Source organism: Microbacterium sp. AC132, from assembly GCF_979258525.1.
The window spans coordinates 2,699,938-2,722,532 of sequence record NZ_OZ409862.1 but is presented as its reverse complement, the minus strand read 5'-3'; the positions used below and the strand labels follow the sequence as shown (position 1 = coordinate 2,722,532).

Genomic DNA, 22,595 nt, shown 5'->3' with positions numbered 1-22,595 from the left:
GACCTCCTAGGTCTTGGGGTTGAGGGGTTGAGTGGGCCAGTCGTCGCCGACCATGTGGCCGAGGCCGAGGCGTCGAAGGATGGGCTCGGGGAGCATGGGAAGGTCGCCGGGGCGGCCGCGGTGATTCCAGAGCCAGAGCTGTGTCTCGCGAGCTCGGACAGCGTCATGCATCTCGTGCGACTCGGCGCCGACGGTCTTGAGCTTCTCCCGCATCTCCTCAAGCTGCGTAACCAGCTGAGCGGTGCGCTCGTCGACGCGCTCGTCGATGTACCGCATGAGCGCGTCGGCGTCCTTGAATCGGCCGGAGATCGTGCCTTCCTCGACCTGCTGAGCGTCGGCGCGGTCCTTGCGTCGAAACCGCCAGAACGCGATCAGCGCGAGTAGCACCCCCGACAGCAGCGCGATGACGGAGACGATGATGCCGGTATCAGTCACGCGCGACCTCCAACGGCTTCCGCCTCTCCACCGCCCGTCGGTCGGCCCACTCGGTCGCGAGCAGGTCCAGACGGAAGAGAGGCAGCGGCAGCGGCAGGAGCAGGATCACCGACACGAACCACGACGGCGCTTCCTGCTGCGCGATTTGCTCCGGCGACGGGGAAACGATGATCGCGATCGCCTACTACCGGGACTCCGATGGCGTCACCCGTTTGATGCAGCGACAGGGGCGCACCGCCCCGGAGGCAGAGCGCATGCTGATCAAGGCGCTGAAGAAGCGTCTCGCGCCGGCGAGCGAGATGCTCACGTCAGCCTCGACCGTGAGCGACCTCGCGACGATGTGGCTCGACTCGAAGGCGCGGCTCGCCGAGGGATCGATTCGGATCTACAAGAACGCGATCGAGAAGCACATCTCCCCCGGCCTCGGCGCGGTGCGGCTCAGTGAGATCAGCGTGCCGCGGCTCGACCGATTCATCACCGCGCTCACGAAGTCCTCGGGCCCCGGCACCGCGACTACGACGCACGTCGTGCTGCGCGGTATGTTCACGCTCGCTGCGCGCCACGGCGCCGTGCGCCCGAACCCGATGACCGACGTTCCAGCACCGGAGAAGCGGAAGCGCACGACCAGGCGCGCCGCCCCGAACCTCGAGGTCGTGCGGGCGATGCGTGCCCGCTTCGAGGAGTGGGACGCCGGAACCGAGCGGAGGCCCGCCGACGACCGGCGACGCCGGCGGCCGCGCGCGAGTGAGCTGCTCGACACGACGGACATGATCATCGGCACCGGAGTCCGTACCGGCGAGCTGCTCGCGCTGCAGTGGGATCAGCTCGACCTCGACGCGAAGCTCGCCACGATCCGGCGCACGATCGCGCAGGACCGTGACGGGAAGTTCTTCGTCCAGGAGTTCACGAAGACGGACGCCGGATACCGCGAGCTCGAGCTGCCCGATCATCTCGTCGACATGCTGATGCGTCGGCGCGTGGCGTCCTATTCGGCGTTCGTCTTCGCGTCCAGCGTGGGGACGTTCCGTCACCCGAACAACTATCGGACCTCCTGGCGCGACGCGCTGCGCGACACGGACTGGAAGGGCACGACGCCGAAGAGCTTCCGCAAGACCGTCGCGACCGTGCTGCGCGACGAGCTCGGCGTCGAAGCGGCAAAGGATCAGCTCGGCCACGAGTCGGGGCGCACGACGCTGAAGCACTACGCCGACGAGGTGCACCGCGGCCCGGCTGCCGGACTTGTTCTGTCGAAGTTGTTCGTCCGAAAACCATGAGTAAACAACGAACCGCCCCGATTCCGAAACGGAACCGGGGCGGTTTTCTTCGCTATGAACTGGGATTTCTTGTGCCGACTACAGGACTTGAACCTGCAACCCCCGTATTACAAGTACGGTGCGCTACCAATTGCGCCAAGTCGGCGGACACCACCCAGCTTAGCGATGGGCGGCGGGCACCGACGAACTACGGCGCCGGGGTCTCCGCAGGTGCAGGCTCCGTGGTCTCGGTCGGCGCGGGAGTCGGAGTCTCGGTGGCGTAGTACGCGTCACTTGCGACCGTGAGCACGAACTGGGAGAACTCGCTCGGGTCGTCGAGGGCGCCGACGTAGGCCTCGCCGTTCACGACGATCATGGGCGCGGCAGTCAGCACGAGGTCGTCCGAACCGACGAGCGGGCCCTCCAGCGCACGGGACGTGGCTTCCTTCGCCCAGGTGACGTAGTCCTGATCCTCGATGCACGACCGGACGCTCTTGACGTTGTCCGAGCCGACCGCGCCGGCGATGTCGGCCAGCTGAGAATCGGAGAAGCCGTCGGTGTTCACCTCGGGCTGGTCATCGAGCAGGTCGTGGTTGAACGCGTAGAACTGTGCCGGCGAGTGCGTAGCGACACAGGCCGCGGCCGCCGCCGAACGCAGGGAGTACTTGGTGCCGTTCGAGCTCGCGGTGAGCAGCGCGACCGGGTGGTAGGTGACCGTCGCCGCACCCTCCGAGATCCAGTTGACGAGCTGGCGCGCGTTGGCACGCTCGAATTCACCGGCATCCGGCGACAGGTAGTCGACGTAGATGTGGATGTCGACCGTGCTCGACGTGGTGGGCTCCGGGGTCGGCGTCGTCTCGCCACCCGCCTCGGTCTCCTCCGGGCTCGGAGGCGCGACCGTCTCGTCGGACATCGCGGACGCGCTGATGTCGGAGACGAGGATGCCGTCGTCGCTCATCCCGCCCGGGGTGAGCTGCGGCTTCGAGACCTGTGCAGAGACGGCGAGCGTGATCGCGGTGCCGATGGCGCCGACGGCGACGACGGCGATCGCGCCGAGGATGATTCGTCGCATCACGCGCGCCCTCGACTGCTGGGCATGCACCTTCTGTGCCTTCTCCCGCACGACCTCACGCGAATTGCGAGGGCTGGGGACGTTCGGCGTCTCGTCGCTCGACATCGTTCCTCTAGACAGTCTCAGGGGGGCAGGGTGGCCCCGGACGCCACTCGGGCGGCGAACGCCGCGTTAAGCGGCCGAGATCGATGTTAACCAGCCAGGCTGAGAAATACCCAGATGCACGGGCATCTGCCATACTGATCCCGACCCGATGAGGGGTCACGGCGGATCACTCCGCCGCTCTATCACTACGGATCGTCCGGCACGTACCTGCCGGTGAAGGAGAAACACAATGGCATCTGTGACTTTCGACGAGGCCACCCGCCTCTACCCCGGCGGAACCCGCCCGGCTGTCGACAAGCTCAACCTCGAGGTCGCTGACGGCGAGTTCCTCGTTCTCGTCGGCCCCTCCGGCTGCGGAAAGTCCACATCGCTGCGTATGCTCGCCGGCCTCGAAGAGGTCAACGCCGGCCGCATCCTCATCGGTGACCGCGACGTCACCGACGTGCCGCCGAAGGACCGCGACATCGCGATGGTGTTCCAGAACTACGCGCTGTACCCGCACATGACGGTCGCCGAGAACATGGGCTTCGCGCTCAAGATCGCCGGCGTCGGCAAGGAAGAGCGCGCCAGCCGCGTGCTCGAGGCCGCGAAGCTGCTCGACCTCGAGGAGTACCTGACCCGCAAGCCGAAGGCCCTCTCGGGTGGTCAGCGTCAGCGTGTCGCGATGGGTCGCGCGATCGTCCGTCAGCCCCAGGTCTTCCTCATGGACGAGCCGCTGTCGAACCTCGACGCCAAGCTCCGCGTCCAGACGCGCACGCAGATCGCGTCGCTGCAGCGCCGCCTCGGCGTCACCACGGTCTACGTCACGCACGACCAGACCGAGGCTCTGACCATGGGCGACCGCATCGCCGTGCTGAAGGACGGACTCCTCCAGCAGGTCGGTTCGCCGCGTGACCTGTACGAGAAGCCCGAGAACGTCTTCGTCGCCGGGTTCATCGGCTCGCCCGCGATGAACCTGTTCAGCGCAGACCTGGCAGACGGCGGCGTGCGCTTCGGCACCGAGGTCGTCCCGCTCGACCGCGACACCGTGGGCCGCGCCAACGGCTCGCAGGTCACCGTCGGCGTCCGCCCCGAGGACATCACCGTCGGCCCCGCCGACGGCAAGGGCCTCTCGGTCGTCGTCGACCTCGTCGAGGAGCTCGGCGCTGACGGCTACCTCTACGGTCACACCGAGATCAACGGCAAGCGCGCCGACCTGGTCGCACGTGTCGACGGTCGCAGCCACCCCAACGCCGGTGAGACCGTCACCCTCGCGGCGAACGCGGGCCACGTGCACGCGTTCGACATCGAGTCGGGCGTTCGTCTGAACGACAAGCCGATCGTCTCCGCCTGATCGGACCCACTGACGCGGCGCGGGCTGACTTCGGTCGCCCGCGCCGCTTCTTCTTTTCCGCCCCGACCCACTGGAGAGACATGCAGGATGCGCTGCGGATCACGGCGAGCTCGATCGACCCGGCCCTGCTCGCCCTCCCCTGGTCGACCCCCTCGGCAAGTGGCCGTCCGAACAGATCGTGTCGCTTCCCAAGGGGCTGTCACGGCATCTGGTGCGCTTCGCCGACCTCTCGGGCAAGGTCGTCGCGGTCAAAGAGACGACCGATGAGATGGCGAGGCGCGAGTACGAGATGCTCGGCAACCTGGCCAGGCTCGATGTGCCCTGCGTCGACCGCGTCGCCGTGATCGCGGGGCGATCGGATGCCGCCGGCGAACCGCTCCCCGCCGCGCTCGTCACCTCGCACCTGCGCTTCTCCATGCCGTATCGCGCCCTCTTCACCCGGGTGCTGCGCCCCGACACGGCGAATCGCCTGGTCGACGCCCTCGCGGTGCTCCTGGTGCGCTTGCACAACGTCGGCTTCTACTGGGGTGACGTCTCGCTCTCGAACACGCTCTTCCGCCGGGACGCCGGCGCTTTCGCGGCCTACCTCGTCGACGCCGAGACCGGTGAACTGCACGAGGAGGGGCTCACCGACGGGCAGCGCCTCTACGACCTCGACCTCGCCCGCACCAACATCGCCGGGGAGATCATGGATCTCGCGGCCGGCGGACGGCTCGAGCACGGCGTCGACGCGGTCGCGATCGCCGACGGCATCGTCTCGTCGTACCACTCGCTGTGGGCGGAGCTGACGGTGCAGGAGTCCTTCGCCGCGGCGGAGACCTGGCGCATCACGGAGCGCGTCGAACGCCTCAACGCCCTCGGATTCGACATCGACGAGATGTCGATGTCGACGACCTCCGACGGCACGGTCGTCGAGATCCAGCCGAAGGTGGTGGATGCCGGACACCACCAGCGCCGCCTGATCCGCCTCACGGGCCTGGACGTCGAGGAGAACCAGGCCCGCCGCCTGCTCAACGATCTCGACGAGTTCCGTGCCCGTTCGACCAAGCAGTGGGTCGACGAGGAGATGTACGCGCACGAATGGCTGACCCGCGTGTTCGAGCCCGTTGTGCGTGCGATCCCCTGGGAGCTGCGCGCCAAGCTCGAACCCGCAGAGGTGTTCCACCAGGTGCTCGAGCACCGGTGGTATCTCTCTCAGGCGCAGGGACGCTCAGTCCCGCTCGCCGAGGTCCTCACGAGCTACATCAACGAGGTGCTGCGCCACCGCCGCGACGAGGCGACCATCATGGGCCCGCCCACCGAGACGATGAGCCTGCCCGTCATCACAGGCACGCACTCCGTCGCCGATGACGACGACGAGGTCGACTGGCGCGACCTCGTCTGAGGTCAGTACCCGACCGTGAAGCGTCCGCGACGGTGCACCGGGCGCTCGATCTCGTCGACCACCGCGACCGCGAAGTCCGCCCCCGAGATGAAGGACTTGCCCTCGGCGTCACGCACGAGCACATCTCCACCATCGCGATAGTGACCGGTGCGCTCACCCTCGGCCCAGGGTCCGAAGACCTCGGCCGGGTGGATGAAGAACCAGTCCAGCGACCGGTCCGTGCTCTGGAGCAGTGCGAGCGAGTCGATGCCGACCTGTGCCTCGTGCTTATACTCCTCAGGGAAGTCGAGGTCGAAGAGGCGCGGGCCATCCGGGGCGACCAGGCTTCCACCGGCGCCGCCGACCACGCCGAGACGGGTGCTCGTATCGGCGAGCTCCGCAATGACGTTCGTCAGCGCCTCGAGCACGCGGTCCGCCATGTCGCCACGCGGCGAGAGGGCCGAGACGACGGCATCCGCTCCGTCGAAGGCGTTCGCGAGCGACGAGGCGTCCAGCGCCGAGCCCTGCACGTACGAGGCGCCGTCGACAGCATCGGTCGGCGTGCTGCGTGAGATCGCTATCACGTCATGGCCGCGGCTCACCGCCTCGGACACGATGTGGCGTCCGGCGTAGCCGGTTCCTCCGAGCACGACGATCCGAGCCATGACTTCTCCCCTACTTCTTCGCGTTACGGATGGACGACACCTGGTAGAGCGCGACCGAGGTCGCGATGCCGGCGTTGAGCGATTCGGTCACGGCCGAGATCGGGATCGACACGATCTGATCGCAGGTCTCGGCGACCAGACGCGAGAGGCCCTTGCCCTCTGAACCGGTCACGATCACGACGGGGCGGTCGGCCAGCTGCAGCTCGGGCAGCAGGACGTCGCCGTCGCCGTCGAGGCCGAGCACGAAGACGCCCTGCTTCTTGAACTCCTTGAGCTGCGTGGTGAGGTTGGTCGCCAGCGCGACCGGCACGCGTGCCGCAGCACCGGCACTCGTCTTCCAGGCTGCCGAGTTCACACCGGCCGAACGGCGCTGCGGCAGGATGATGCCGTGTCCGCCGAACGCACCGGTCGAGCGGATGATCGCGCCGAGGTTGCGGGGGTCGGTGATGCCGTCGAGGGCGACGAACAGCGGGACCTCGCCCTTGTCGATGACGGCCTCGAGGAGGTCCTGCGGGTGCGCGTACTCGTACGGCGGCACCTTGACGGCGACGCCCTGGTGGACTCCGTCGAAGCCGGCCATGCGGTCGAGCTCCTGACGCGTGACCTCGAGCACCGGGATTCCGCGGTGGGTGGCGATCGACAGCATCTCCTTGACGCGGTCGTCCATCTCGACGCGCTGCGCGATGTAGAACGCCGACGCGGGGATCTTCGCCCGGAGAGCCTCGAGCACCGAGTTGCGGCCGGTGACGACCTCGACCTCAGTGGTGTTGTCCTTCGCGCGGGCCGAGCGGTTCGGGTTTCCGCCGGACGTCTGACGCTGCCCCGGCTTGCCCTTTCCGCCCGATGCCGCATAGCGCTCGGCCGCGGCCTTGCGCTTGCCGGCCGGGTGCCAGGCGCGGTCCTCCGCCTTCGGGGTCGGTCCGCGGCCCTCGAGGGACTTGCGTCCGAGTCCGCCGGTGCCCTTGGTGGGGCCCTTCTTCTTGCCGTTGCTTGCGCCGGGGCGCTGTGGCTTAGCCATCGATACTCCAATGAGTTCCGGCCGGAGAGTCCTCCAGCGTGATTCCTGCCGCGGCGATCGCATCACGGATGCGATCGGCCGCCGCCCAGTCCTTGTCAGCGCGCGCCTGCGCGCGCTGGGTGATCATCGTCTGCACGAGCGCGTCGAGAGCAGAGGCCTGCGCATCGCCCGTCGACGCGACACCCGCGCGCTCGAATCCGAGGACGTCGAGCATCGCGAGCACCTCGCTCCTCGCCGTCCCGGCGCCGTCGGCATCACCGGCGTCGAGCGCCGCATTGCCCGCGCGCACGGTGTCGTGCAGGACTCCGAGCGCCTGCGGGATGCCGAGGTCGTCATCCATCGCGGTGGCGAACGCCTCGGGCAGCGGCGTGCGCTCCCCCCAGCCGAAGGTCTTCGGAAGCATGCGTTCAGCGCGCTCGACGAACGTGCGGATGCGGCCGAGTGCCGCCTCTGCCTCGGTCCACGACGACTCCGAGAGGTCGAGGCTCGAGCGATAGTGCGCGGCGGCGAGTGCGTAGCGCACCACCTGCGGATCCCGCTCCGAGAGCACATCGCTCGCCAGGGTGAAGTTGCCCAGAGACTTCGACATCTTCTGTCCGCCGACCGTCACGAGGCCGTTGTGCACCCAGTAGCGTGCGAAGCCGTCTCCGGCCGCGGTCGACTGGGCGAGCTCGTTCTCATGATGGGGGAAGCGCAGGTCGAGGCCTCCGCCGTGGATGTCGAACTCGGATCCGAGGTAGCGCTTGGACATCGCCGAGCATTCGATGTGCCAGCCGGGGCGACCTGCGCCCCAGGGCGACTGCCACACGGCATCCGCCTGCTCGTCGGGCTTGGCACCCTTCCACAGCGCGAAGTCCTGCGGGTTGCGCTTGCCGCGAGGGTCGGCATCCTCCGCCGCCTCCATCGCGTCGACGGACTGGTTCGTCAGCGACCCGTACTCCGTCCAGGAGCGGACGTCGAAGTAGACGTCGCCGGAACCGTCCGGTGCAGGGTACGCGTGGCCGCGCTCGATGAGGATCGCGATCAGCTCCTGCATCTGCGGGACGGACGCCGTCGCGCGCGGCTCATAAGTCGGGGACAGGATGCCGATGCCGGCATACGCTGCGGTGAACTCCTGCTCCATGCGGTATGCGAGCGCCCACCACGGCTCGACGTCCGTCGCGTTGACGAGCACCTTGTCGTCGATGTCGGTGATGTTGCGCAAGAACGTGACGCGGCCGTAGCGGTGAGTCAGCCAGCGCCGCAGGAGGTCGAAGCTCAGCGCCGCTCGGACGTGACCGATGTGAGGGCCGGACTGCACGGTGGCTCCACAGACGTACATCGTGATGTTCTCGGGATCGAGAGGCACGAAGTCGCGCAGCTGCTGTGCACGGGTGTCGTAGAGGCGGAGAGTCACCGCACAAGCTTACCGGGCGGCGCAATCCGAAGACTGGGTGTGACCCCGGCCCTGCCGCCGCTCAGTCGACCGGGTAGACCTGCCCGGTCTGCACGCCGAGCACGCTCTTCGCGAAGGCCTGCCCCACGCGGTGCGACGACACGGGCACGAAGCCGGGGAACGACGAGTGATACGACGGCGCATCCGCGAGCACCGACGGGCTCACGGCGTTGATGCGGATGCCGCGGGGCAGCTCGGTCGCCGCGGCGACGACGAAGGACTCGATGGCTCCGTTCGCGAGCGACGCCGCGGCGCCGGTGGCGATCGGCTCGCGCGAGAGGATGCCGGAGGTCAGCGTGATCGAGCCGCCGTCGCGCACATACGACGTGCCGATGCGCACGACGTCGAGCTGCGACAGCACCTTGCCGCGGAAAGCCGCTTCGTAGTCGCTCCGGCTCAGCTCGTCGAGCGAGCGGAAGGGCACCTCTCCCACGGCGACGATCACGGCATCGATCTGTCCGACCGAGGCGAAGAGGTGCTCCACCGACGCCGAGTCGGTGACATCGACGGACGGCTCGCTGCTGCGCGACGCCGAGATGACCTCGTGTCCGGCCAACGCGTCGACGGCCGTGCGGCCGACCTGTCCACTGGCTCCGATGACCAGGATCCTCATGCTGCCTCCTCCGGATCGCGCGACGATCGCACGACGTTCTCCGACAACGAGCGCGGATGCTGAGACATTCCCGCGCAATCCGCGACGCCTGTCAGACCGCATGCACCATCGCGACTGCCGTCACCGCGATCCCCTCGCCTCGCCCGGGAAACCCGAGTCCGTCGGTCGTGGTCGCCGTGACGGAGACCGGCGCGCCACCGAGCGCGGTGGACAGGACCTGCTCCGCCTCCGCGCGTCGCGTGCTGAAGCGCGGTCGATTGCTTTGGAACTGCGCCGAGACATTGCCGATCGCGAAGCCGGCCTCGGCGAGGATCTCCCGGGTGCGGGCGAGGAAGACGTCCGCGTGTGCGCCGGCGTACTCGGGGTGTGCGGTGCCGAAGTGCTCGCCGATGTCTCCGAGCCCTGCAGCGCCGAGCAGCGCGTCCACGATCGCGTGAGCGACGGCGTCGCCGTCGGAGTGCCCGGAGAGCGCCGGCTCCCCCGGCCACTGCAGGCCGGCGAGCCACAGGTTCCCGTCTCCGCCGAATGCATGCACGTCGGTGCCGAGGCCGACCCGGGGTCCCGTCCACGTCGGGGCGAGCTCGGGTGCCGGAATGGCGACAGCCGCCAGCAGCTGGCGGGCGCGCTCGAGGTCGGCGGGCGTGGTGATCTTGAATCCGCTGGGCGATCCCGGGATCTGGCGCACGAGATGTCCGGCGGCGGCGAACAGCGCCGCATCATCGGTGTACTCGACGTCCGAGCCGCTCGCAGCATCGTAGGCGGCCTCGAGAAGGGCGCGCGGAAAGCCCTGCGGCGTCTGCGCTGCCACGAGCTCGGAGCGGTCCACCGGCGCGATGACCGCGTCTCCGTCGACCCGCTTGAGCGTGTCGACGACGGGGAGCGTCGGGATGACCCCTGTCTCGCCGTCGATCGCCCGGGCCACGGCGTCGATCACTTCCGGCGGCATCAGCGCGCGCGCCGCGTCATGCACGAGAACTCGCGTGATGTCTCCCCACAGGGCCTTCAGACCGGCGGCGACCGACTGCTGCCTGGTCTCTCCGCCCGTCACGACCCTGCCGAGGTCGACGCGATCGCCGGCCGCAGCACGCACCTCGGTCTCCGCGTCGCCCTCGAACCCTGAGGGGGCGACCACGATGACCTGCGCGGGCGCCGCCGCGAAGACGCCGTCGAGCGCGTGGCGGAGGATCGAATGGCTGTCGATGCCGACGAACGCCTTGGGCGCTCCGGCATCCAGTCGCGTGCCGGAGCCGGCGGCGACGACGATGATCGCGGTGTCAGGGACGGGAAGCATGCTCACCAGGTTCACGTTACCGGCGCGCACGAAAAAAGGCGGATGCCGAAGCACCCGCCTTGTCTCGATCCGCTTAGGAAGCGAGGACCTCGTCGAGCAGCGCGCTCGCCTTGTCCTCGTCGGTCTTCTCCGCCAGAGCCAGCTCCGAGATGAGGATCTGACGAGCCTTCGCCAGCATCCGCTTCTCACCGGCCGACAGACCGCGGTCCTGATCCCGACGCCACAGGTCGCGGACGACCTCGCTCACCTTGATCACGTCGCCGGAGGCGAGCTTCTCGAGGTTCGCCTTGTAACGACGAGACCAGTTCGTGGGCTCTTCGGTGAACGGAGCGCGGAGCACCTCGAACACGTTGTCGAGCCCCTCCCGGCCGATGACATCGCGGACCCCGACCAGATCGACGTTCTCCGCAGGCACCTCGATGATGAGGTCCCCCTGGGTCACGTTGAGCTTCAGGTATTTCTTCGCCTCACCCTTGATGATGCGCTCCTTGACCTCGATGATGGTCGCAGCGCCATGGTGCGGATAGACGACAGTTTCGCCAACCTCAAAAAGCATAAAAACTTGTCCTTTCGGCAACCTCAAGGATACCACAGGGGACATGCGCTAAGGTTCGCGCCGCCGCGTCCTCGGGCGGTGCCCCGCATGCGCATAGAATGGGACGCGGATATCCCGTCGTACCTCAGGAGGACCCGTGAAATCGCGCCTTGTTGCGTCTGCCGCCATCAGCGCCCTCGTTCTTCTGGGCGCGACGGGCTGCACGTTCATCTCGCCGCAGGCGACGACGATCGAATACTCCGCCTCCGACGGCGTCAACGTCTCGGACTCCGACGGTCCCATCGACGTGCGCAATGCCTTCATCGTCGCGAACCAAGACGGATCGGTCGGCAACTTCATCGGCGCCGTGGTCAACCCGACCGCCGACAAGGCGACGCTCACGATGACCGTGTCGGGCTCCGATGAACCGTTCACCGTCTCCGTGCCCGCGGGCAAGACCGTCAGCTTCGGTGCCGACGAGGAGCCGCTGCGCATCGACGGACTCGACACCATGCCCGGCGCGACCATCGAGATCCACTTCCAGTCGGGCGACGGTGCCGGCACGAAGACTCAGGTTCCCGTTCTCGACGGCACCCTGCCGTACTACGCCGACCTCGTGCCCACGGAGCAGAAGTCGACACCGACGCCCGAGCCGGTCCCCACGGACACGGCTGCCCCCGCTCCGGCGGAGTGAGCCGGCGCATACGCTGGACGAAGAGGCCGACACCCTGCGGGGTGCCGGCCTCTTCTCCGTCATGGGGGCGGGCGTGCCGTCCGACGAGTGCGTCAGCCCTCGAAGCGGTACCCGAGACCGCGAACCGTGACGAGCATGACGGGCTCCCCCGGGTTCTCCTCGATGCGGGAGCGGATCCGCTTGATGTGCACGTCGAGCGTCTTCGTGTCTCCGAAGTAGTCGCTCCCCCACACGCGGTCGATCAGCTGACCGCGCGTGAGCACTCGACCTGAATTGCGCATCAGCACCTCGAGGAGCTCGAATTCCTTCAGGGGCATGTTGATCTGCTGTCCGGCGACCGAGACGGTGTGGCGATCGATGTCGAGCGAGACGCGTCCCCCGTCGAGCACGCGCTCGTCGAGCTCGCTGTCGGCCTGCACCACGCGACGAAGGACCGCGCGCATCCGGGCGAGCAGCTCGCGGGACGAGTACGGCTTTGTGACGTAGTCGTCGGCGCCGAGCTCGAGTCCGACGACGATGTCCACCTCCGAGTCCTTGGCCGTGACCATGATGATCGGCACAGCCGAGGTCGAGCGGATCTGCCGGCACACCTCGGTGCCCGGCATGCCGGGCAGCATCAGGTCGAGGAGCACGACGTCGGCGCCACGCTCGCGGAAGGCGGCCAGCGCCCCTGGACCGTCCTCGGCGATCTCGACCTCGTACCCCTCTCGGCGCAGGAGGTAGGCGAGCGGGTCGGCGAGGTCGGGCTCGTCTTCGACGAGAAGGATGCGGGTCATGCGTTCTCTCCGTTTCGGACGCGAGCAGCGGCCTTGGCCGCTTTGCGCTCGCGCTTCTTCTTGTTCTTCTGGTCCTTGTCGATGCTCGGGGGAGCGTCGATCCTCGGAAGCCTGATGGTGAAGGTCGAGCCTCGTCCGGGGCGCGACCAGAGGCGTACTTCGCCGCCGTGGCGCTGTGTCGCATGCTTGACGATCGAGAGTCCGAGCCCCGTTCCGCCGGTCCGGCGGGACCGCGCCTCGTCCGCCCGGTAGAAGCGCTCGAAGATCCGCTCCCGATCCGCCTCCGCGATCCCGATGCCCTGGTCCGAGACCGCCACTTCGACCACCCCTTCATCGGCCTTCACACCGATGCCGACGCGCGATCCCTTCGGGGAGTAGACGATCGCGTTGGCGATGAGGTTGCCGAAGGCCTCGATGAGGATCTGCGAGTCGCCGCGCACCCAGACTCCGCGATCGCCGCCGCGGGCGAGTTCGACCCCGGCGGAGTCGGCCTGCACGACGTGCGCCTCGAGCGCGGTGGCGAGAACCTCGTCGATCGAGACGGGCCGCACATCGGACAGCGCATCGTCGGTCTGCAGTCTCGAGAGACTCATGATCCGACCGGTCAGCTGACCGAGACGAGCGGCTTCGGCCGAGATCCGGGTGGCGAAGTGGCGCACCTGAGCAGGGTCGTCGGCCGCCGATTCGATCGCCTCGGCGAGCAGAGTGACGGCTCCCACAGGGGTCTTGAGCTCGTGGCTGGTGTTCGCCACGAAGTCTCGGCGCATCTGATCGAGGCGCTCCTGCTCCGTGACGTCGCGGATGATCAGCAGCGTCATGCGCGGACTGATGGCGCTCGCCCGAGCCGACACGAGCCGTGGATCGAGGCTGAGCCCGCCGCGCGTGATGCGCAGCGACTCGGTCGCCGAACTGCCCTCGATGCGTCCGCCACGCACGAGCTGACGCAGCTCGGGGTTCTCCAGGGGTGCGCCCACCTCGATGCCGAACCTGGTCGCCGCCTTCGAGACGGCGAGCACGAGTCCGGACGAGTCGACCACGCATGCCGCATCGTCCATGCTGCCGAGCACGGCGGTCACACCCTCCGGGACCACGAGCGAGGTCTCATCGGCCACGCGCGCCCGCGCACGATATGCCCAGGCCACGAGAAGGGAGAGGCCGACGCCGATCACGAGGCCGACGGCCAACGCGAGCAGCGCGATCTGCGGCAAGGTCATAACCCCAGCGTAGAGTGCGTTCACCCGCGGATCGGCGGGTTCGCCCGCCCCTGAGCCACGGCGAGAAGTACTATTCACGTGCTGGGCACCGTTCGTTAACCTTCGGAGCAGACAATCGCTTTCGGGCCTGTGCGGGAGCGCTGTGCTCTCCTCTCGTGCGAGCGGCCCGGCCGTCTCGCGTTGACACCACAGCCGAGACCCGAACGAAAGGTTGCGCCGACATGCGCGAAGTCTTCCATCAGTCCCTCGAGGACCTGCAGTCCCAGCTCGTGGAGATCGCCGACCTCGTCACGGTCTCCATCGACAAGGCCACCCGCTCCTTCGCCACGAGCGATGTCGAGCTGGCCGAAGAGGTCATCGCCGATGACGCCAAGATCGATGCGCTGGCCGTGGCGCTCGACGAGCAGGCCATCGAGATCCTCGCCCGCCAGCAGCCGGTCGCGCGAGACCTGCGCGTCGTCGTCACCGCGCTGCGCGTGAGCGCCTCGCTCGAGCGCATGGGCGACATGTCCGAGCACATCGCCCAGCTCGCGCGCCTGCGCTTCCCCGAGCGCGCGATCCCGAAGGGCCTCAAGGGCACCTTCACGAAGATGGGCGAGCTGGACGTCGAGATCTCGCGCACGCTCTCCGAGCTGCTGCGAACCCAGGACCTGAAGCTGGCCGACACCATCCGCAACACCGACGACGACATCGACGAGCTGCACGCCAGCGTCTTCGAGAAGGTGCTCAGCGACAACTGGAAGGGCGAGGCCACGGCGACGGTCGACGCGACGCTCGCCAGCCGCTACCACGAGCGCTTCGCAGACCACGCGGTCGCGGTCGCCAAGAAGGTCATCTACCTGGCGACCGGCGACTGGCGCATCGAGGAGGAGGACATCGCCCTCGCGGTCGAGCAGCAGCAGGAGCTCGGCCACGCCTGAGCGCCGATGACACGACGAAGGGGGCGGATGCTGTCAGCATTCGCCCCCTTCGTCTGCGGTGTTACTTCTTGCCCTGCGCTGCCACGGCGGCAGCACCGGCGGCGGCAGCCTCGGGGTCGAGGTAGCGGCCGGGACCGGTGGGGACGTTGTTCTCATCGAGCTCGTACACGAGCGGGATGCCGGTGGGGATGTTCAGCTCGGCGATGTCATCGTCGCTGATGCCCTCGAGGTGCTTCACGAGGCCGCGCAGCGAGTTGCCGTGCGCGGTGACGAGGACCGTCTTGCCTGCTTCGAGGTCGGGGACGATCGCGTCGTCCCAGTACGGCAGCAGGCGATCGATGACGAGCTTCAGCGACTCCGTCCGCGGCACCTCGCCGTCGATGTCGGCGTAGCGCACGTCATTCACCTGGCTGAACTCGCTGTCGTCGTCGAGCACGGGCGGCGGCACGTCGAACGAACGGCGCCACAGCTGGAACTGCTCCGGACCGAACTCCTCGAGCGTCTGCGCCTTGTCCTTGCCCTGCAGAGCGCCGTAGTGACGCTCGTTGAGGCGCCACGAGCGCGTGACCGGGATCCACAGACGGTCGGCCGCGTCGAGCGCGATGTTCGCGGTCTGGATCGCACGGCTGAGCAGCGAGGTGTGCAGCACGTCGGGCAGGATGCCCGCCTCGGCCAGGAGCTCGCCGCCTCGGCGGGCCTCGTTCCGGCCCTGCTCGTTCAGGCGGACGTCCACCCATCCGGTGAAGAGGTTCAGTTCGTTCCACTCGCTCCGGCCGTGACGGAGCAGGATCAGGGTGCGCTTCGAAGTCATGGCCCCAGTTTATCGGCGCAGCCGGACGCGTCCACGCCCATGCCCTGCGAGGATTGACGCATGGCGTCATCTCCCCTCGGTCGGCCGACCCGCGGCACCACCGGGACGAACAGGCTGCGCCGCAACGACCGCTGGATCGCGGTGAGCCCCGCGTTCCGCCGCGCCGCGGATCCGCTCGTCATCGACCTCGGCTACGGCGCCAGCGGGGTGACCGCCTTCGAGCTCGCCACCCGACTGCAGCGCGTGCGAGCGGATGCCGAGGTGCGCGGCCTCGAGATCGATCCGGTCAGAGTCGCGACCGCGACTCAGCAGCTGGTCGAGGTGCAGGCAGGGAACACCGCCTTCTCGCCCGATCTGCGCGTCTCCTTCGCCCGCGGTGGATTCGAGGTGCCTCTGCCTGCCGGGCGGCGCCCCGCGGTGATCCGCGCGATGAACGTGCTCCGCCAGTACGACGAGTCCGATGTCGCCGCGGCCTGGAGCACGATGGCCGGGCGCCTCGCTCCCGAGGGCCTGCTCGTCGAGGGCACCTGCGACGAGATCGGTCGGGTGTCGAGCTGGGTCGACGTCGACCCGACCGGATCGCCGCTCCGGTTCACGATCTCCCTGCGTCTCGCGGATCTCGAGCGTCCGAGCATCGTCGCCGAGCGGCTGCCGAAAGCGCTGATCCACCGCAACGTGCCCGGCGAGCGCGTGCACGCCCTGCTCGTCGACCTCGATCGCGAGTGGAGCCGTGCGGCGCCGTTGTCGACCTTCGGAGCGACGCAGAGATTCCTGGGCGCGGTCGCCGCTCTGCGCGATCAGGGCTGGCCCGTGCTCGGCGTCAAGAGCCGGTGGCGACTCGGTGAGCTCACGCTCCCCTGGGATGCGGTCGCGCCGCTCCCGTGAAGGGCACTGCTCGCCCCGCGAGTCAGCCCGCCTGGCGCGGATCCGGTGCGCTCGGGCGTCGGGACAGTCGGGTGATACGAGGGATGTCGGCCGTGGCACCGGCATCCGCCGGCACGATCACCTGCTGCGTCGCGGCGATGTCGGCCCCCTCGGCGCGGACGACGAGATCGCCGACCGGCGTGCGACGCGACAGGATCGCGAGCGCGATCGGTCCGTCTTCATGGTGCCGGGCGACCGACGTGATGTGACCGACCTCGTCGTCGCCCGCGAGCACCGCATCGCCGACCGCGGGCAGCACGGCTTCGCTGCCGTCGAGGTGCAGTGCCGCGAGCCTGCGCGGCGGGTGACCCAGGTTGTGGACCTTCGCGACGGTCTCCTGTCCGCGGTAGCAGCCCTTGTTGAGGTGCACGGCGGTGCGGATCCAGTCGGACTCGTGCGGCAGCGAGCGCTCGTCGACCTCGGCCGACCACCGCGGTCGCCAGGCGGCGATGCGCAGTGCCTCGGCGGCGAGGAGTCCGGCGACCTCTTCCGGTGAGAGCGTCGCTGCCAGCGCATCTGCTGCCTCGGCGGTCGCGATGGCCACCTTCCAGGCGAGGTCTGCACCCGGGTGATCGAGGACCTCGGCGTACTGGTGACCGCCCGCGCTCACGCGCTGCCACGGATCGGTCCAGATCAGCGGTGCGCCTGCAGGAGCGGATGCCGCAGCAGCCGCATGCTCAGCCGCCGCGCCTCCGTCGACGAAGCCGAGCAGCGCGAGATCGGGACGCACCGCGACGGTGGCCTGTGTGCGGAACTTCATCCGCGTCAGCCAGGTCGCCAACGCCTCGGCATCGCCGGCATCCGCGATCAGCCAGGTCGATGCCCCGTCGTCGAGGACGCCGGCGGCATGCTCGACGCGCCCCTGAGGGTCGAGCACGAGCATCTCGGTGCTCTCGCCGGGCGCGAGCCGACCGACGGACTGCGAGGTGATGGAATCCAACCATCCGAGTCGTTCGGGGCCCGCGACCTCGATGACCGTCCGGTCGTCGAGCGGCACGATCGCCCCGCCTGAGGCGAGGCGACGCTGCTCACGGAACGCGTCGCCGAAGTGGGCGATCCCGCCGTCGCCGGTCACAGCGCCGAGGATGCCGGAGAAACCGGTCATGTCAGACCTTGGCCAATCGTGCCGACGCGTGCGCCCGCATAGGAGTGCCGAGAGCCGCGATGTCCCAGGCCCAGAGCAGGTGGTTGTCGACGAGTCCGTACATGCGCGTCGCGGCGCCGTACTCCTTGGCACCCGCACCGCGGACGATCGCGTCGGAGGCGATGTCGATGCGCGGACCGTTGATCTCGCCGAGGTAGAGCTCGAGCGTCCCGTCGGCGTGTGCGAGAGAGACCTCGATCGGGAATCCGCCCGATGCCGCGCGCAGTTGCTCGACGTCGTCGACGCCGCGCGTGACCGGCTCGGTCAGCGGCGGCAGCAGCCCGGGCCCGGGGTCGGCGGCGGTCGCCGGACGGCTGAGTCTCCAGAAACCGGTCTCGGCGACGAGCGGGAGGGAGACCGCCTGGTCGTCGCCGGTGAACGTCGCAGTGGCCGAGTAGTTCAGGAACGGGCCGCCGTCGTGGCTGAAGCTCACGCGATGCGTGAACTCACCCTGTAGACGCTCGTCGCCGACCGGATAGTCGATGACGCCGGTTCCCTCCCAGACGCCGATGAGCCACGAGAGCGGCGCGAGGTCGGCGGGGAGATCGGTGGGGAGCTCGAGCACGATGCTCAGCGCTGGCCGCGGAAGAGGTTTCTCAGCACGACGACCGAGACGAAGGCGATCGCGAGGCTCGCCAGGCCCAGGAGGCCGATGAAGAAGAGTTCGAGCGCCATGAGGTCCATGGCCACCACTTTACCCTGCGGTAGACCCGGTGTCTCGCCTGCGGATCAGGTGAGGAGTGCGGCCAGGCCGAAGCCGACGGAGATCACGCCCATCAGCAGCAGCGCACCGATCGTGCTGGCACCCACACGGAAGATGAAGCCCTGTGTGCGCCCGTACTGCAGCTGCACGGCGAAGGAGAGGAGCACGATCGCGCCGAACGCGACGAGCAGCCACGGCACCCGCCACTCCTCGGCGACGAAGATGCCCACGCCGACAGCGGCCACCAAGGCGACGGCCCAGACGATGAGCACGCCGACGAAAGCATTACGCGGTGCGAGCGCTGGATCCGTCATGACTCCATTGTCACCCATCAGCGCCCGGTATCATTGCGGCACGGCGTACCCCGCCGTCCGGAAGGAGTGCGTGTGGCCCAGGTCCTGGTGTTGACCAATGCTCCGGTCTCGGAGCAGGTCCTGCCCGCACTCGAGCTCCTCAGCCATCGAGTGCGTCAGATCCCGGCCGAGCCCGCCCAACTCGTGAGCGCCCCCGAGTACGACATCGTGATCGTCGACGGCCGTCTCGATCTCGTCGGGGCGAAGTCCCTCTGCCGCCTGCTGCGGGCCACAGGGCAGGACGCCCCGCTGCTGCTCGTCGTCACCGAGGGCGGCATGAGCGCCCTCTCGGGCGAGTGGGGCATCGACGACGTGCTGCTGTCGACTGCGGGGCCGGCCGAGACCGACGCGCGGGTCAGGCTCGCACTCGCACGCCGTGACGAGGTCGCCGAACCGACCCGCGTACAGGCGTCTGGCGTCACGATCGACGAGCAGTCCTATTCGGCGAAGCTCCGCGGACGCCCGTTGGACCTCACCTACAAGGAGTTCCAGCTGCTGCACTTCCTCGCCACGCACCCCTCTCGCGTGTTCACCCGCGAGCAGCTGCTCAGCGAGGTGTGGGGATACGACTACTTCGGCGGCACCAGAACGGTCGACGTGCACGTCCGCCGACTGCGGGCGAAGCTGGGCGACCAGGAGCAGATCATCGGCACGGTGCGCAACGTCGGCTACCGATTCAACGTCTACGACGAGGAGCCGGTCGCCGCTGCGCGCTGACGCACGAGAGGTCAGTTCACGCGCGCGACACCTCACGGTGCTTAGATGTACCCCATGATCGATCCCGCACTCGCCGACGCAGGTCTCGGTGACGCTGAAGATGACGACTTCGATGCCATCGAGTCCCCGGACGCGCTCCTCCCCGACCACCGCTACCTCGATCGTGAGCTGAGCTGGCTCGCGTTCAACCAGCGCGTGCTCGAGCTGGCGGAGGATCCCTCGCTCCCCGAACTCGAGCGCGCGAACTTCCTCGCCATCTTCGCGAGCAACCTCGATGAGTTCTTCATGGTCCGCGTCGCCGGGCTCAAGCGTCGCATCGTGACCGGCCTGGCCGTGCCCACCAACATCGGCCGCTCCCCCGCCGACGCCCTCGCCGACATCGCTCGCGAGGCGCACGCGCTGCAGCTGCGCCACGCCGACGCGTGGAAGTCGCTGGTACGACCGGCTCTCGCCGAATCCGGCATCGAGATCACCGAATGGTCCGAGCTCAGCGACGACGAGCGGTCCAAGCTCTCCGAGTACTTCGGGGCGCAGGTCTTCCCCGTCCTCATGCCGCTCGCGGTCGACCCCGCGCACCCCTTCCCGTACATCTCGGGACTGTCGCTCAACCTCGCCATCCGCATCCGCAACGCCCGCACCGGCCGCCAGGAGTTCGCCCGCCTCAAGGTGCCGCCCATGCTTCCCCGCTTCGTCGAGGTGCCCGGAACCGGCGAGATCAAGCGCTTCCTGACGCTCGAGGAACTGATCGCCAACCACCTCGGCGACCTCTTCCCCGGTATGGAGGTCCTCGATCACCACGCCTTCCGCCTGACCCGCAACGAGGACGTCGAGATCGAGGAGGACGAGAGCGAGAACCTCATCCAGGCGCTCGAGGCCGAGCTGCTGCGGCGCCGCTTCGGCCCGCCGATCCGCCTCGAGATCACGGACGACATGGACGAGGTCACGATGGACCTCCTCGTGCGCGAGCTCGAGATCACCGACCAGGAGATCTACCGCCTGCCCGGGCCGCTCGATCTGCGCGGCCTGTTCGACCTGTCGCGCATCGACCGACCCGATCTCCGCTACCCGCCGCATCTGCCCACCACCGCGGTCGCCTTCCAGCCCACCGGCAGCAACACGCGGGCCGACATCTTCAAGGCGATCCGCAAGTCGGACGTGCTCGTGCACCACCCGTACGAGTCGTTCACCACCAGCGTCGTGGCGTTCCTGGAGCAGGCGGCGCGCGACCCGCACGTGCTGGCCATCAAGCAGACGCTCTATCGCACCTCGGGTGACAGCCCGATCGTCGAGGCGCTGATCAACGCCGCCGAGTCCGGCAAGCAGGTGCTGGCGCTGGTCGAGGTCAAGGCCCGCTTCGACGAGGCCAACAACATCGTCTGGGCGCGCAAGCTCGAGAAGGCGGGAGTCCACGTCGTCTACGGCCTCGTCGGACTCAAGACCCACTGCAAGCTCGCCCTCGTCATCCGCGAGGAGGACGGCGTGCTGCGCCACTACTCGCACATCGGCACGGGCAACTACAACCCGAAGACCAGCCGCATCTACGAGGACTTCGGGCTGTTCACCACCGACGCCCAGGTGGGCAAGGACCTCACGCGTCTGTTCAACGAGCTCAGCGGCTACGCGATCGAGAAGAAGTTCAAGCGTCTCCTCGTGGCGCCGCTTCACCTGCGCAAGGGACTGGTGCGCCAGATCGACCACGAGCGCCGCAATGCCGAGGACGGCAAGCCCGCCGGCATCCGCATCAAGGTGAACTCGATGGTCGACGAAGAGGTCATCGACGCGCTGTACCGCGCCAGTGCCGCCGGTGTGAAGGTCGACGTGTGGGTCCGCGGGATCTGCAGCCTGCGCACCGACCTCGAGGGCATCAGCGACAACATCACCGTCCGCAGCATCCTCGGCCGCTACCTCGAGCACTCGCGCATCTTCGCATTCCACAACGACGGCGACGCCCAGGTCTACATCGGCAGCGCCGACATGATGCATCGCAACCTCGACCGCCGCGTCGAGGCGCTGGTGCGCGTCACCGACCCGGTCCACATGAAGGATCTGCTCGATTTCTTCGATCTCGCCATGGACCCGGGAACCACGTCGTGGCACCTCGGAGCCGACGGCGTCTGGACCCGCCACGCCGAGGATGCCGCAGGCAAGCCCCTCGTCGACCTGCAGGACAAGACCATGGGGTTGATCCAGCGGCGTCGTCGAGCACGGGCGGTTCGATGAGCGCGCACACGAGCACCCAGACCGCACGGTCGAAATGGACGGACAAGGCCGTGTATGCGGCCGGCGCGGTCGTGTGGAGGCTCATCGACGGCAAGCTGCGCATCCTCCTGATCCATCGCACGAAGTACCGCGACGTCACGCTCCCCAAGGGCAAGGTGGATCCCGGCGAGATGCTCGCCGAGACCGCGGTGCGCGAGGTGCATGAGGAGACCGGCATCCGCGTCTCCCTCGGCGTGCCCGTCGGCGTCAGTCGGTACCACCTGCCGTCGAGCAAGCAGAAGGTCGTGCACTACTGGGCGGCCGAGGCGACGGCCGACGCGATCCGCGCCTCGACGTTCGTGCCCAATCGCGAGATCGCCGCCCTCGAATGGGTGAGCGTCAAGAAGGCCCGCGCCCGGCTGAGCTACCCCGTCGACATCGAGATCCTCGACTTCTTCACGCAGCTCGTCGACGACGGCGTGCTGCGCACCTTCCCGATCATCGCTCTGCGTCATGCGAAGGCGCTCTCGCGCTCGGACTGGGACGGGGCGGATGCCGCACGGCCTCTGACAGACCGCGGCGAGCAGCAGGCGAAGTCGATCGTCGGTCCACTGCGGGCGTTCGGTGTGCGCAAGATCATCACGAGCGATGCCGTGCGCTGCATGCAGACCGTGGCACCCCTCGCGAAAGCCCTCGACCGCAAGACCGTCACGACCCCGAAGATCAGTCAGGATGCGTGGGAGGACGGCGACGACGATCTGCGTTCCGTGGTCGGCCGGCGCGTGCGCTCCGGCAAGCCCGCCGTGCTGTGCAGCCATGGCCCGGTCCTCCCCGGAATCCTGACGGAGATCGCGCTGGCGACCGGCACCGTCCGCGGCTCGTACGTGAGCAGCGCAGCCGATCTCGAACCGGCCGCCTTCTCGGTCGTCCACCTCTCGGCGTCGAATCCGGGGTCGGGGATCATCGCGATCGAGACGCACATCCCCAAGGCGTGACACCGACCGTCTCGCGCTGCGAGCCGT

At 68.4% G+C, this 22,595-nt stretch carries 22 protein-coding genes, 1 tRNA gene and 1 pseudogene; 9 read left to right on the top strand and 15 right to left on the bottom strand.

Annotated features, from left to right (window positions below; all coding sequences use genetic code 11):
• Positions 1–6: 6 nt before the first annotated feature.
• Positions 7–435, bottom strand: coding sequence for a hypothetical protein (locus ACZZZQ_RS13015; RefSeq protein ID WP_400341901.1), 429 nt, complete (start codon positions 433–435; stop codon positions 7–9).
• Between the two features lie 167 nt (positions 436–602).
• On the opposite strand from ACZZZQ_RS13015, the gene ACZZZQ_RS13010 reads away from it, so the two are divergent.
• Positions 603–1,709, top strand: coding sequence for a tyrosine-type recombinase/integrase (locus ACZZZQ_RS13010; RefSeq protein WP_463507719.1), 1,107 nt, complete (start codon positions 603–605; stop codon positions 1,707–1,709).
• Between the two features lie 72 nt (positions 1,710–1,781).
• On the opposite strand, the gene ACZZZQ_RS13005 is transcribed toward ACZZZQ_RS13010, so the two are convergent.
• Positions 1,782–1,854: transfer RNA gene (locus ACZZZQ_RS13005), tRNA-Thr, on the bottom strand.
• 42 nt (positions 1,855–1,896) lie between these two features.
• Positions 1,897–2,865 carry a DsbA family protein gene (locus tag ACZZZQ_RS13000; protein WP_463507718.1) on the bottom strand — a complete coding sequence of 323 codons (969 nt, stop codon included), beginning with the start codon at positions 2,863–2,865 and terminating at the stop codon, positions 1,897–1,899.
• A gap of 229 nt (positions 2,866–3,094) precedes the next feature.
• Here ACZZZQ_RS13000 and ACZZZQ_RS12995 point away from each other — a divergent pair, with 229 nt between their 5' ends.
• Together ACZZZQ_RS12995 and ACZZZQ_RS12990 are read left to right on the top strand one after the other, a co-directional pair.
• Positions 3,095–4,198 (top strand): ABC transporter ATP-binding protein, encoded by a 1,104-nt coding sequence (locus tag ACZZZQ_RS12995; RefSeq protein ID WP_053097292.1) that lies wholly within the window; start codon positions 3,095–3,097, stop codon positions 4,196–4,198.
• 80 nt (positions 4,199–4,278) lie between these two features.
• A pseudogene (locus tag ACZZZQ_RS12990) lies at positions 4,279–5,582 on the top strand (DUF4032 domain-containing protein).
• Between the two features lie 2 nt (positions 5,583–5,584).
• Here ACZZZQ_RS12990 and ACZZZQ_RS12985 read toward each other — a convergent pair.
• From ACZZZQ_RS12985 to ACZZZQ_RS12960, 6 genes are all read right to left on the bottom strand, one after another.
• On the bottom strand, positions 5,585–6,226 hold the full coding sequence (locus ACZZZQ_RS12985; protein ID WP_363521387.1) for an NAD(P)-dependent oxidoreductase: 642 nt from the start codon (positions 6,224–6,226) through the stop codon (positions 5,585–5,587).
• 10 nt (positions 6,227–6,236) lie between these two features.
• On the bottom strand, positions 6,237–7,244 hold the full coding sequence (gene rlmB / locus ACZZZQ_RS12980) for a 23S rRNA (guanosine(2251)-2'-O)-methyltransferase RlmB (protein ID WP_053097298.1): 1,008 nt from the start codon (positions 7,242–7,244) through the stop codon (positions 6,237–6,239).
• Positions 7,237–8,640 (bottom strand): cysteine--tRNA ligase, encoded by a 1,404-nt coding sequence (gene cysS / locus ACZZZQ_RS12975; protein WP_463507717.1) that lies wholly within the window; start codon positions 8,638–8,640, stop codon positions 7,237–7,239. Before cysS ends, rlmB begins: the two co-directional genes overlap by 8 nt.
• 61 nt (positions 8,641–8,701) lie before the next feature.
• A complete protein-coding gene (locus ACZZZQ_RS12970; RefSeq protein WP_056279884.1) occupies positions 8,702–9,292 on the bottom strand; it encodes a short chain dehydrogenase in 591 nt (196 codons plus the stop codon).
• Positions 9,293–9,383: 91 nt separating this feature from the next.
• Entirely contained in the window at positions 9,384–10,583 is a 1,200-nt protein-coding gene (ispD, locus tag ACZZZQ_RS12965; RefSeq protein WP_463508098.1) for a 2-C-methyl-D-erythritol 4-phosphate cytidylyltransferase, read from the bottom strand.
• A gap of 73 nt (positions 10,584–10,656) precedes the next feature.
• Positions 10,657–11,139: a CarD family transcriptional regulator gene (locus tag ACZZZQ_RS12960; protein WP_053097304.1), complete on the bottom strand. Its 483-nt coding sequence runs from the start codon at positions 11,137–11,139 to the stop codon at positions 10,657–10,659.
• A 136-nt stretch (positions 11,140–11,275) separates the two neighbouring features.
• On the opposite strand from ACZZZQ_RS12960, the gene ACZZZQ_RS12955 reads away from it, so the two are divergent.
• Positions 11,276–11,812, top strand: a complete 537-nt coding sequence (locus ACZZZQ_RS12955) for a DNA modification methylase (protein WP_463507716.1) — start codon at positions 11,276–11,278, stop codon at positions 11,810–11,812.
• Between the two features lie 92 nt (positions 11,813–11,904).
• Here ACZZZQ_RS12955 and ACZZZQ_RS12950 read toward each other — a convergent pair whose 3' ends face one another.
• On the bottom strand, positions 11,905–12,588 hold the full coding sequence (locus tag ACZZZQ_RS12950; RefSeq protein WP_053097307.1) for a response regulator transcription factor: 684 nt from the start codon (positions 12,586–12,588) through the stop codon (positions 11,905–11,907).
• Positions 12,585–13,802 carry a sensor histidine kinase gene (locus tag ACZZZQ_RS12945; RefSeq protein WP_072591611.1) on the bottom strand — a complete coding sequence of 406 codons (1,218 nt, stop codon included), beginning with the start codon at positions 13,800–13,802 and terminating at the stop codon, positions 12,585–12,587. Before ACZZZQ_RS12945 ends, ACZZZQ_RS12950 begins: the two co-directional genes overlap by 4 nt.
• Before the next feature lie 221 nt (positions 13,803–14,023).
• On the opposite strand from ACZZZQ_RS12945, the gene phoU reads away from it, so the two are divergent.
• Positions 14,024–14,722: a phosphate signaling complex protein PhoU gene (phoU, locus tag ACZZZQ_RS12940; protein ID WP_053097311.1), complete on the top strand. Its 699-nt coding sequence runs from the start codon at positions 14,024–14,026 to the stop codon at positions 14,720–14,722.
• Between the two features lie 61 nt (positions 14,723–14,783).
• On the opposite strand, the gene ACZZZQ_RS12935 is transcribed toward phoU, so the two are convergent.
• On the bottom strand, positions 14,784–15,533 hold the full coding sequence (locus ACZZZQ_RS12935; protein WP_187250566.1) for a phosphoglyceromutase: 750 nt from the start codon (positions 15,531–15,533) through the stop codon (positions 14,784–14,786).
• A gap of 60 nt (positions 15,534–15,593) precedes the next feature.
• On the opposite strand from ACZZZQ_RS12935, the gene ACZZZQ_RS12930 reads away from it, so the two are divergent.
• Positions 15,594–16,418 carry a methyltransferase domain-containing protein gene (locus ACZZZQ_RS12930; protein ID WP_053097315.1) on the top strand — a complete coding sequence of 275 codons (825 nt, stop codon included), beginning with the start codon at positions 15,594–15,596 and terminating at the stop codon, positions 16,416–16,418.
• Between the two features lie 22 nt (positions 16,419–16,440).
• On the opposite strand, the gene ygfZ is transcribed toward ACZZZQ_RS12930, so the two are convergent.
• The 3 genes from ygfZ to ACZZZQ_RS12915 all read right to left on the bottom strand — a co-directional run bounded on the left by ygfZ (position 16,441) and on the right by ACZZZQ_RS12915 (position 18,618).
• Positions 16,441–17,562, bottom strand: coding sequence for a CAF17-like 4Fe-4S cluster assembly/insertion protein YgfZ (ygfZ, locus tag ACZZZQ_RS12925; RefSeq protein WP_463507715.1), 1,122 nt, complete (start codon positions 17,560–17,562; stop codon positions 16,441–16,443).
• Between the two features lies 1 nt (position 17,563).
• On the bottom strand, positions 17,564–18,166 hold the full coding sequence (locus ACZZZQ_RS12920; RefSeq protein WP_053097319.1) for a nitrobindin family protein: 603 nt from the start codon (positions 18,164–18,166) through the stop codon (positions 17,564–17,566).
• 164 nt (positions 18,167–18,330) lie between these two features.
• A complete protein-coding gene (locus tag ACZZZQ_RS12915) occupies positions 18,331–18,618 on the bottom strand; it encodes a hypothetical protein (RefSeq protein ID WP_053099202.1) in 288 nt (95 codons plus the stop codon).
• Positions 18,619–18,690: 72 nt separating this feature from the next.
• Here ACZZZQ_RS12915 and ACZZZQ_RS12910 point away from each other — a divergent pair, with 72 nt between their 5' ends.
• The 3 genes from ACZZZQ_RS12910 to ACZZZQ_RS12900 are packed head-to-tail and all read left to right on the top strand — an operon-like array spanning position 18,691 to position 22,568.
• Entirely contained in the window at positions 18,691–19,374 is a 684-nt protein-coding gene (locus tag ACZZZQ_RS12910) for a winged helix-turn-helix transcriptional regulator (protein ID WP_053097321.1), read from the top strand.
• A 54-nt stretch (positions 19,375–19,428) separates the two neighbouring features.
• A complete protein-coding gene (locus ACZZZQ_RS12905; protein ID WP_053097323.1) occupies positions 19,429–21,594 on the top strand; it encodes an RNA degradosome polyphosphate kinase in 2,166 nt (721 codons plus the stop codon).
• On the top strand, positions 21,591–22,568 hold the full coding sequence (locus ACZZZQ_RS12900) for an NUDIX hydrolase (protein ID WP_053097325.1): 978 nt from the start codon (positions 21,591–21,593) through the stop codon (positions 22,566–22,568). The genes ACZZZQ_RS12905 and ACZZZQ_RS12900 overlap by 4 nt, the downstream gene beginning before the upstream one ends.
• Positions 22,569–22,595: the final 27 nt, after the last annotated feature.

What these genes read in the sequence shown, in the direction of transcription:
- ACZZZQ_RS13010 (WP_463507719.1), top strand. Translation starts at nt 603, where the DNA reads ATGATCGCGATCGCCTACTACCGGGACTCCGATGGCGTCACCCGTTTG.
- ACZZZQ_RS13000 (WP_463507718.1), bottom strand. Translation starts at nt 2,865, where the DNA reads ATGTCGAGCGACGAGACGCCGAACGTCCCCAGCCCTCGCAATTCGCGT.
- ACZZZQ_RS12995 (WP_053097292.1), top strand. Translation starts at nt 3,095, where the DNA reads ATGGCATCTGTGACTTTCGACGAGGCCACCCGCCTCTACCCCGGCGGA.
- ACZZZQ_RS12985 (WP_363521387.1), bottom strand. Translation starts at nt 6,226, where the DNA reads ATGGCTCGGATCGTCGTGCTCGGAGGAACCGGCTACGCCGGACGCCAC.
- rlmB (WP_053097298.1), bottom strand. Translation starts at nt 7,244, where the DNA reads ATGGCTAAGCCACAGCGCCCCGGCGCAAGCAACGGCAAGAAGAAGGGC.
- ACZZZQ_RS12970 (WP_056279884.1), bottom strand. Translation starts at nt 9,292, where the DNA reads ATGAGGATCCTGGTCATCGGAGCCAGTGGACAGGTCGGCCGCACGGCC.
- ispD (WP_463508098.1), bottom strand. Translation starts at nt 10,583, where the DNA reads ATGCTTCCCGTCCCTGACACCGCGATCATCGTCGTCGCCGCCGGCTCC.
- ACZZZQ_RS12960 (WP_053097304.1), bottom strand. Translation starts at nt 11,139, where the DNA reads ATGCTTTTTGAGGTTGGCGAAACTGTCGTCTATCCGCACCATGGCGCT.
- ACZZZQ_RS12950 (WP_053097307.1), bottom strand. Translation starts at nt 12,588, where the DNA reads ATGACCCGCATCCTTCTCGTCGAAGACGAGCCCGACCTCGCCGACCCG.
- ACZZZQ_RS12945 (WP_072591611.1), bottom strand. Translation starts at nt 13,802, where the DNA reads ATGACCTTGCCGCAGATCGCGCTGCTCGCGTTGGCCGTCGGCCTCGTG.
- phoU (WP_053097311.1), top strand. Translation starts at nt 14,024, where the DNA reads ATGCGCGAAGTCTTCCATCAGTCCCTCGAGGACCTGCAGTCCCAGCTC.
- ACZZZQ_RS12935 (WP_187250566.1), bottom strand. Translation starts at nt 15,533, where the DNA reads ATGACTTCGAAGCGCACCCTGATCCTGCTCCGTCACGGCCGGAGCGAG.
- ACZZZQ_RS12930 (WP_053097315.1), top strand. Translation starts at nt 15,594, where the DNA reads ATGGCGTCATCTCCCCTCGGTCGGCCGACCCGCGGCACCACCGGGACG.
- ygfZ (WP_463507715.1), bottom strand. Translation starts at nt 17,562, where the DNA reads ATGACCGGTTTCTCCGGCATCCTCGGCGCTGTGACCGGCGACGGCGGG.
- ACZZZQ_RS12915 (WP_053099202.1), bottom strand. Translation starts at nt 18,618, where the DNA reads ATGACGGATCCAGCGCTCGCACCGCGTAATGCTTTCGTCGGCGTGCTC.
- ACZZZQ_RS12905 (WP_053097323.1), top strand. Translation starts at nt 19,429, where the DNA reads ATGATCGATCCCGCACTCGCCGACGCAGGTCTCGGTGACGCTGAAGAT.
- ACZZZQ_RS12900 (WP_053097325.1), top strand. Translation starts at nt 21,591, where the DNA reads ATGAGCGCGCACACGAGCACCCAGACCGCACGGTCGAAATGGACGGAC.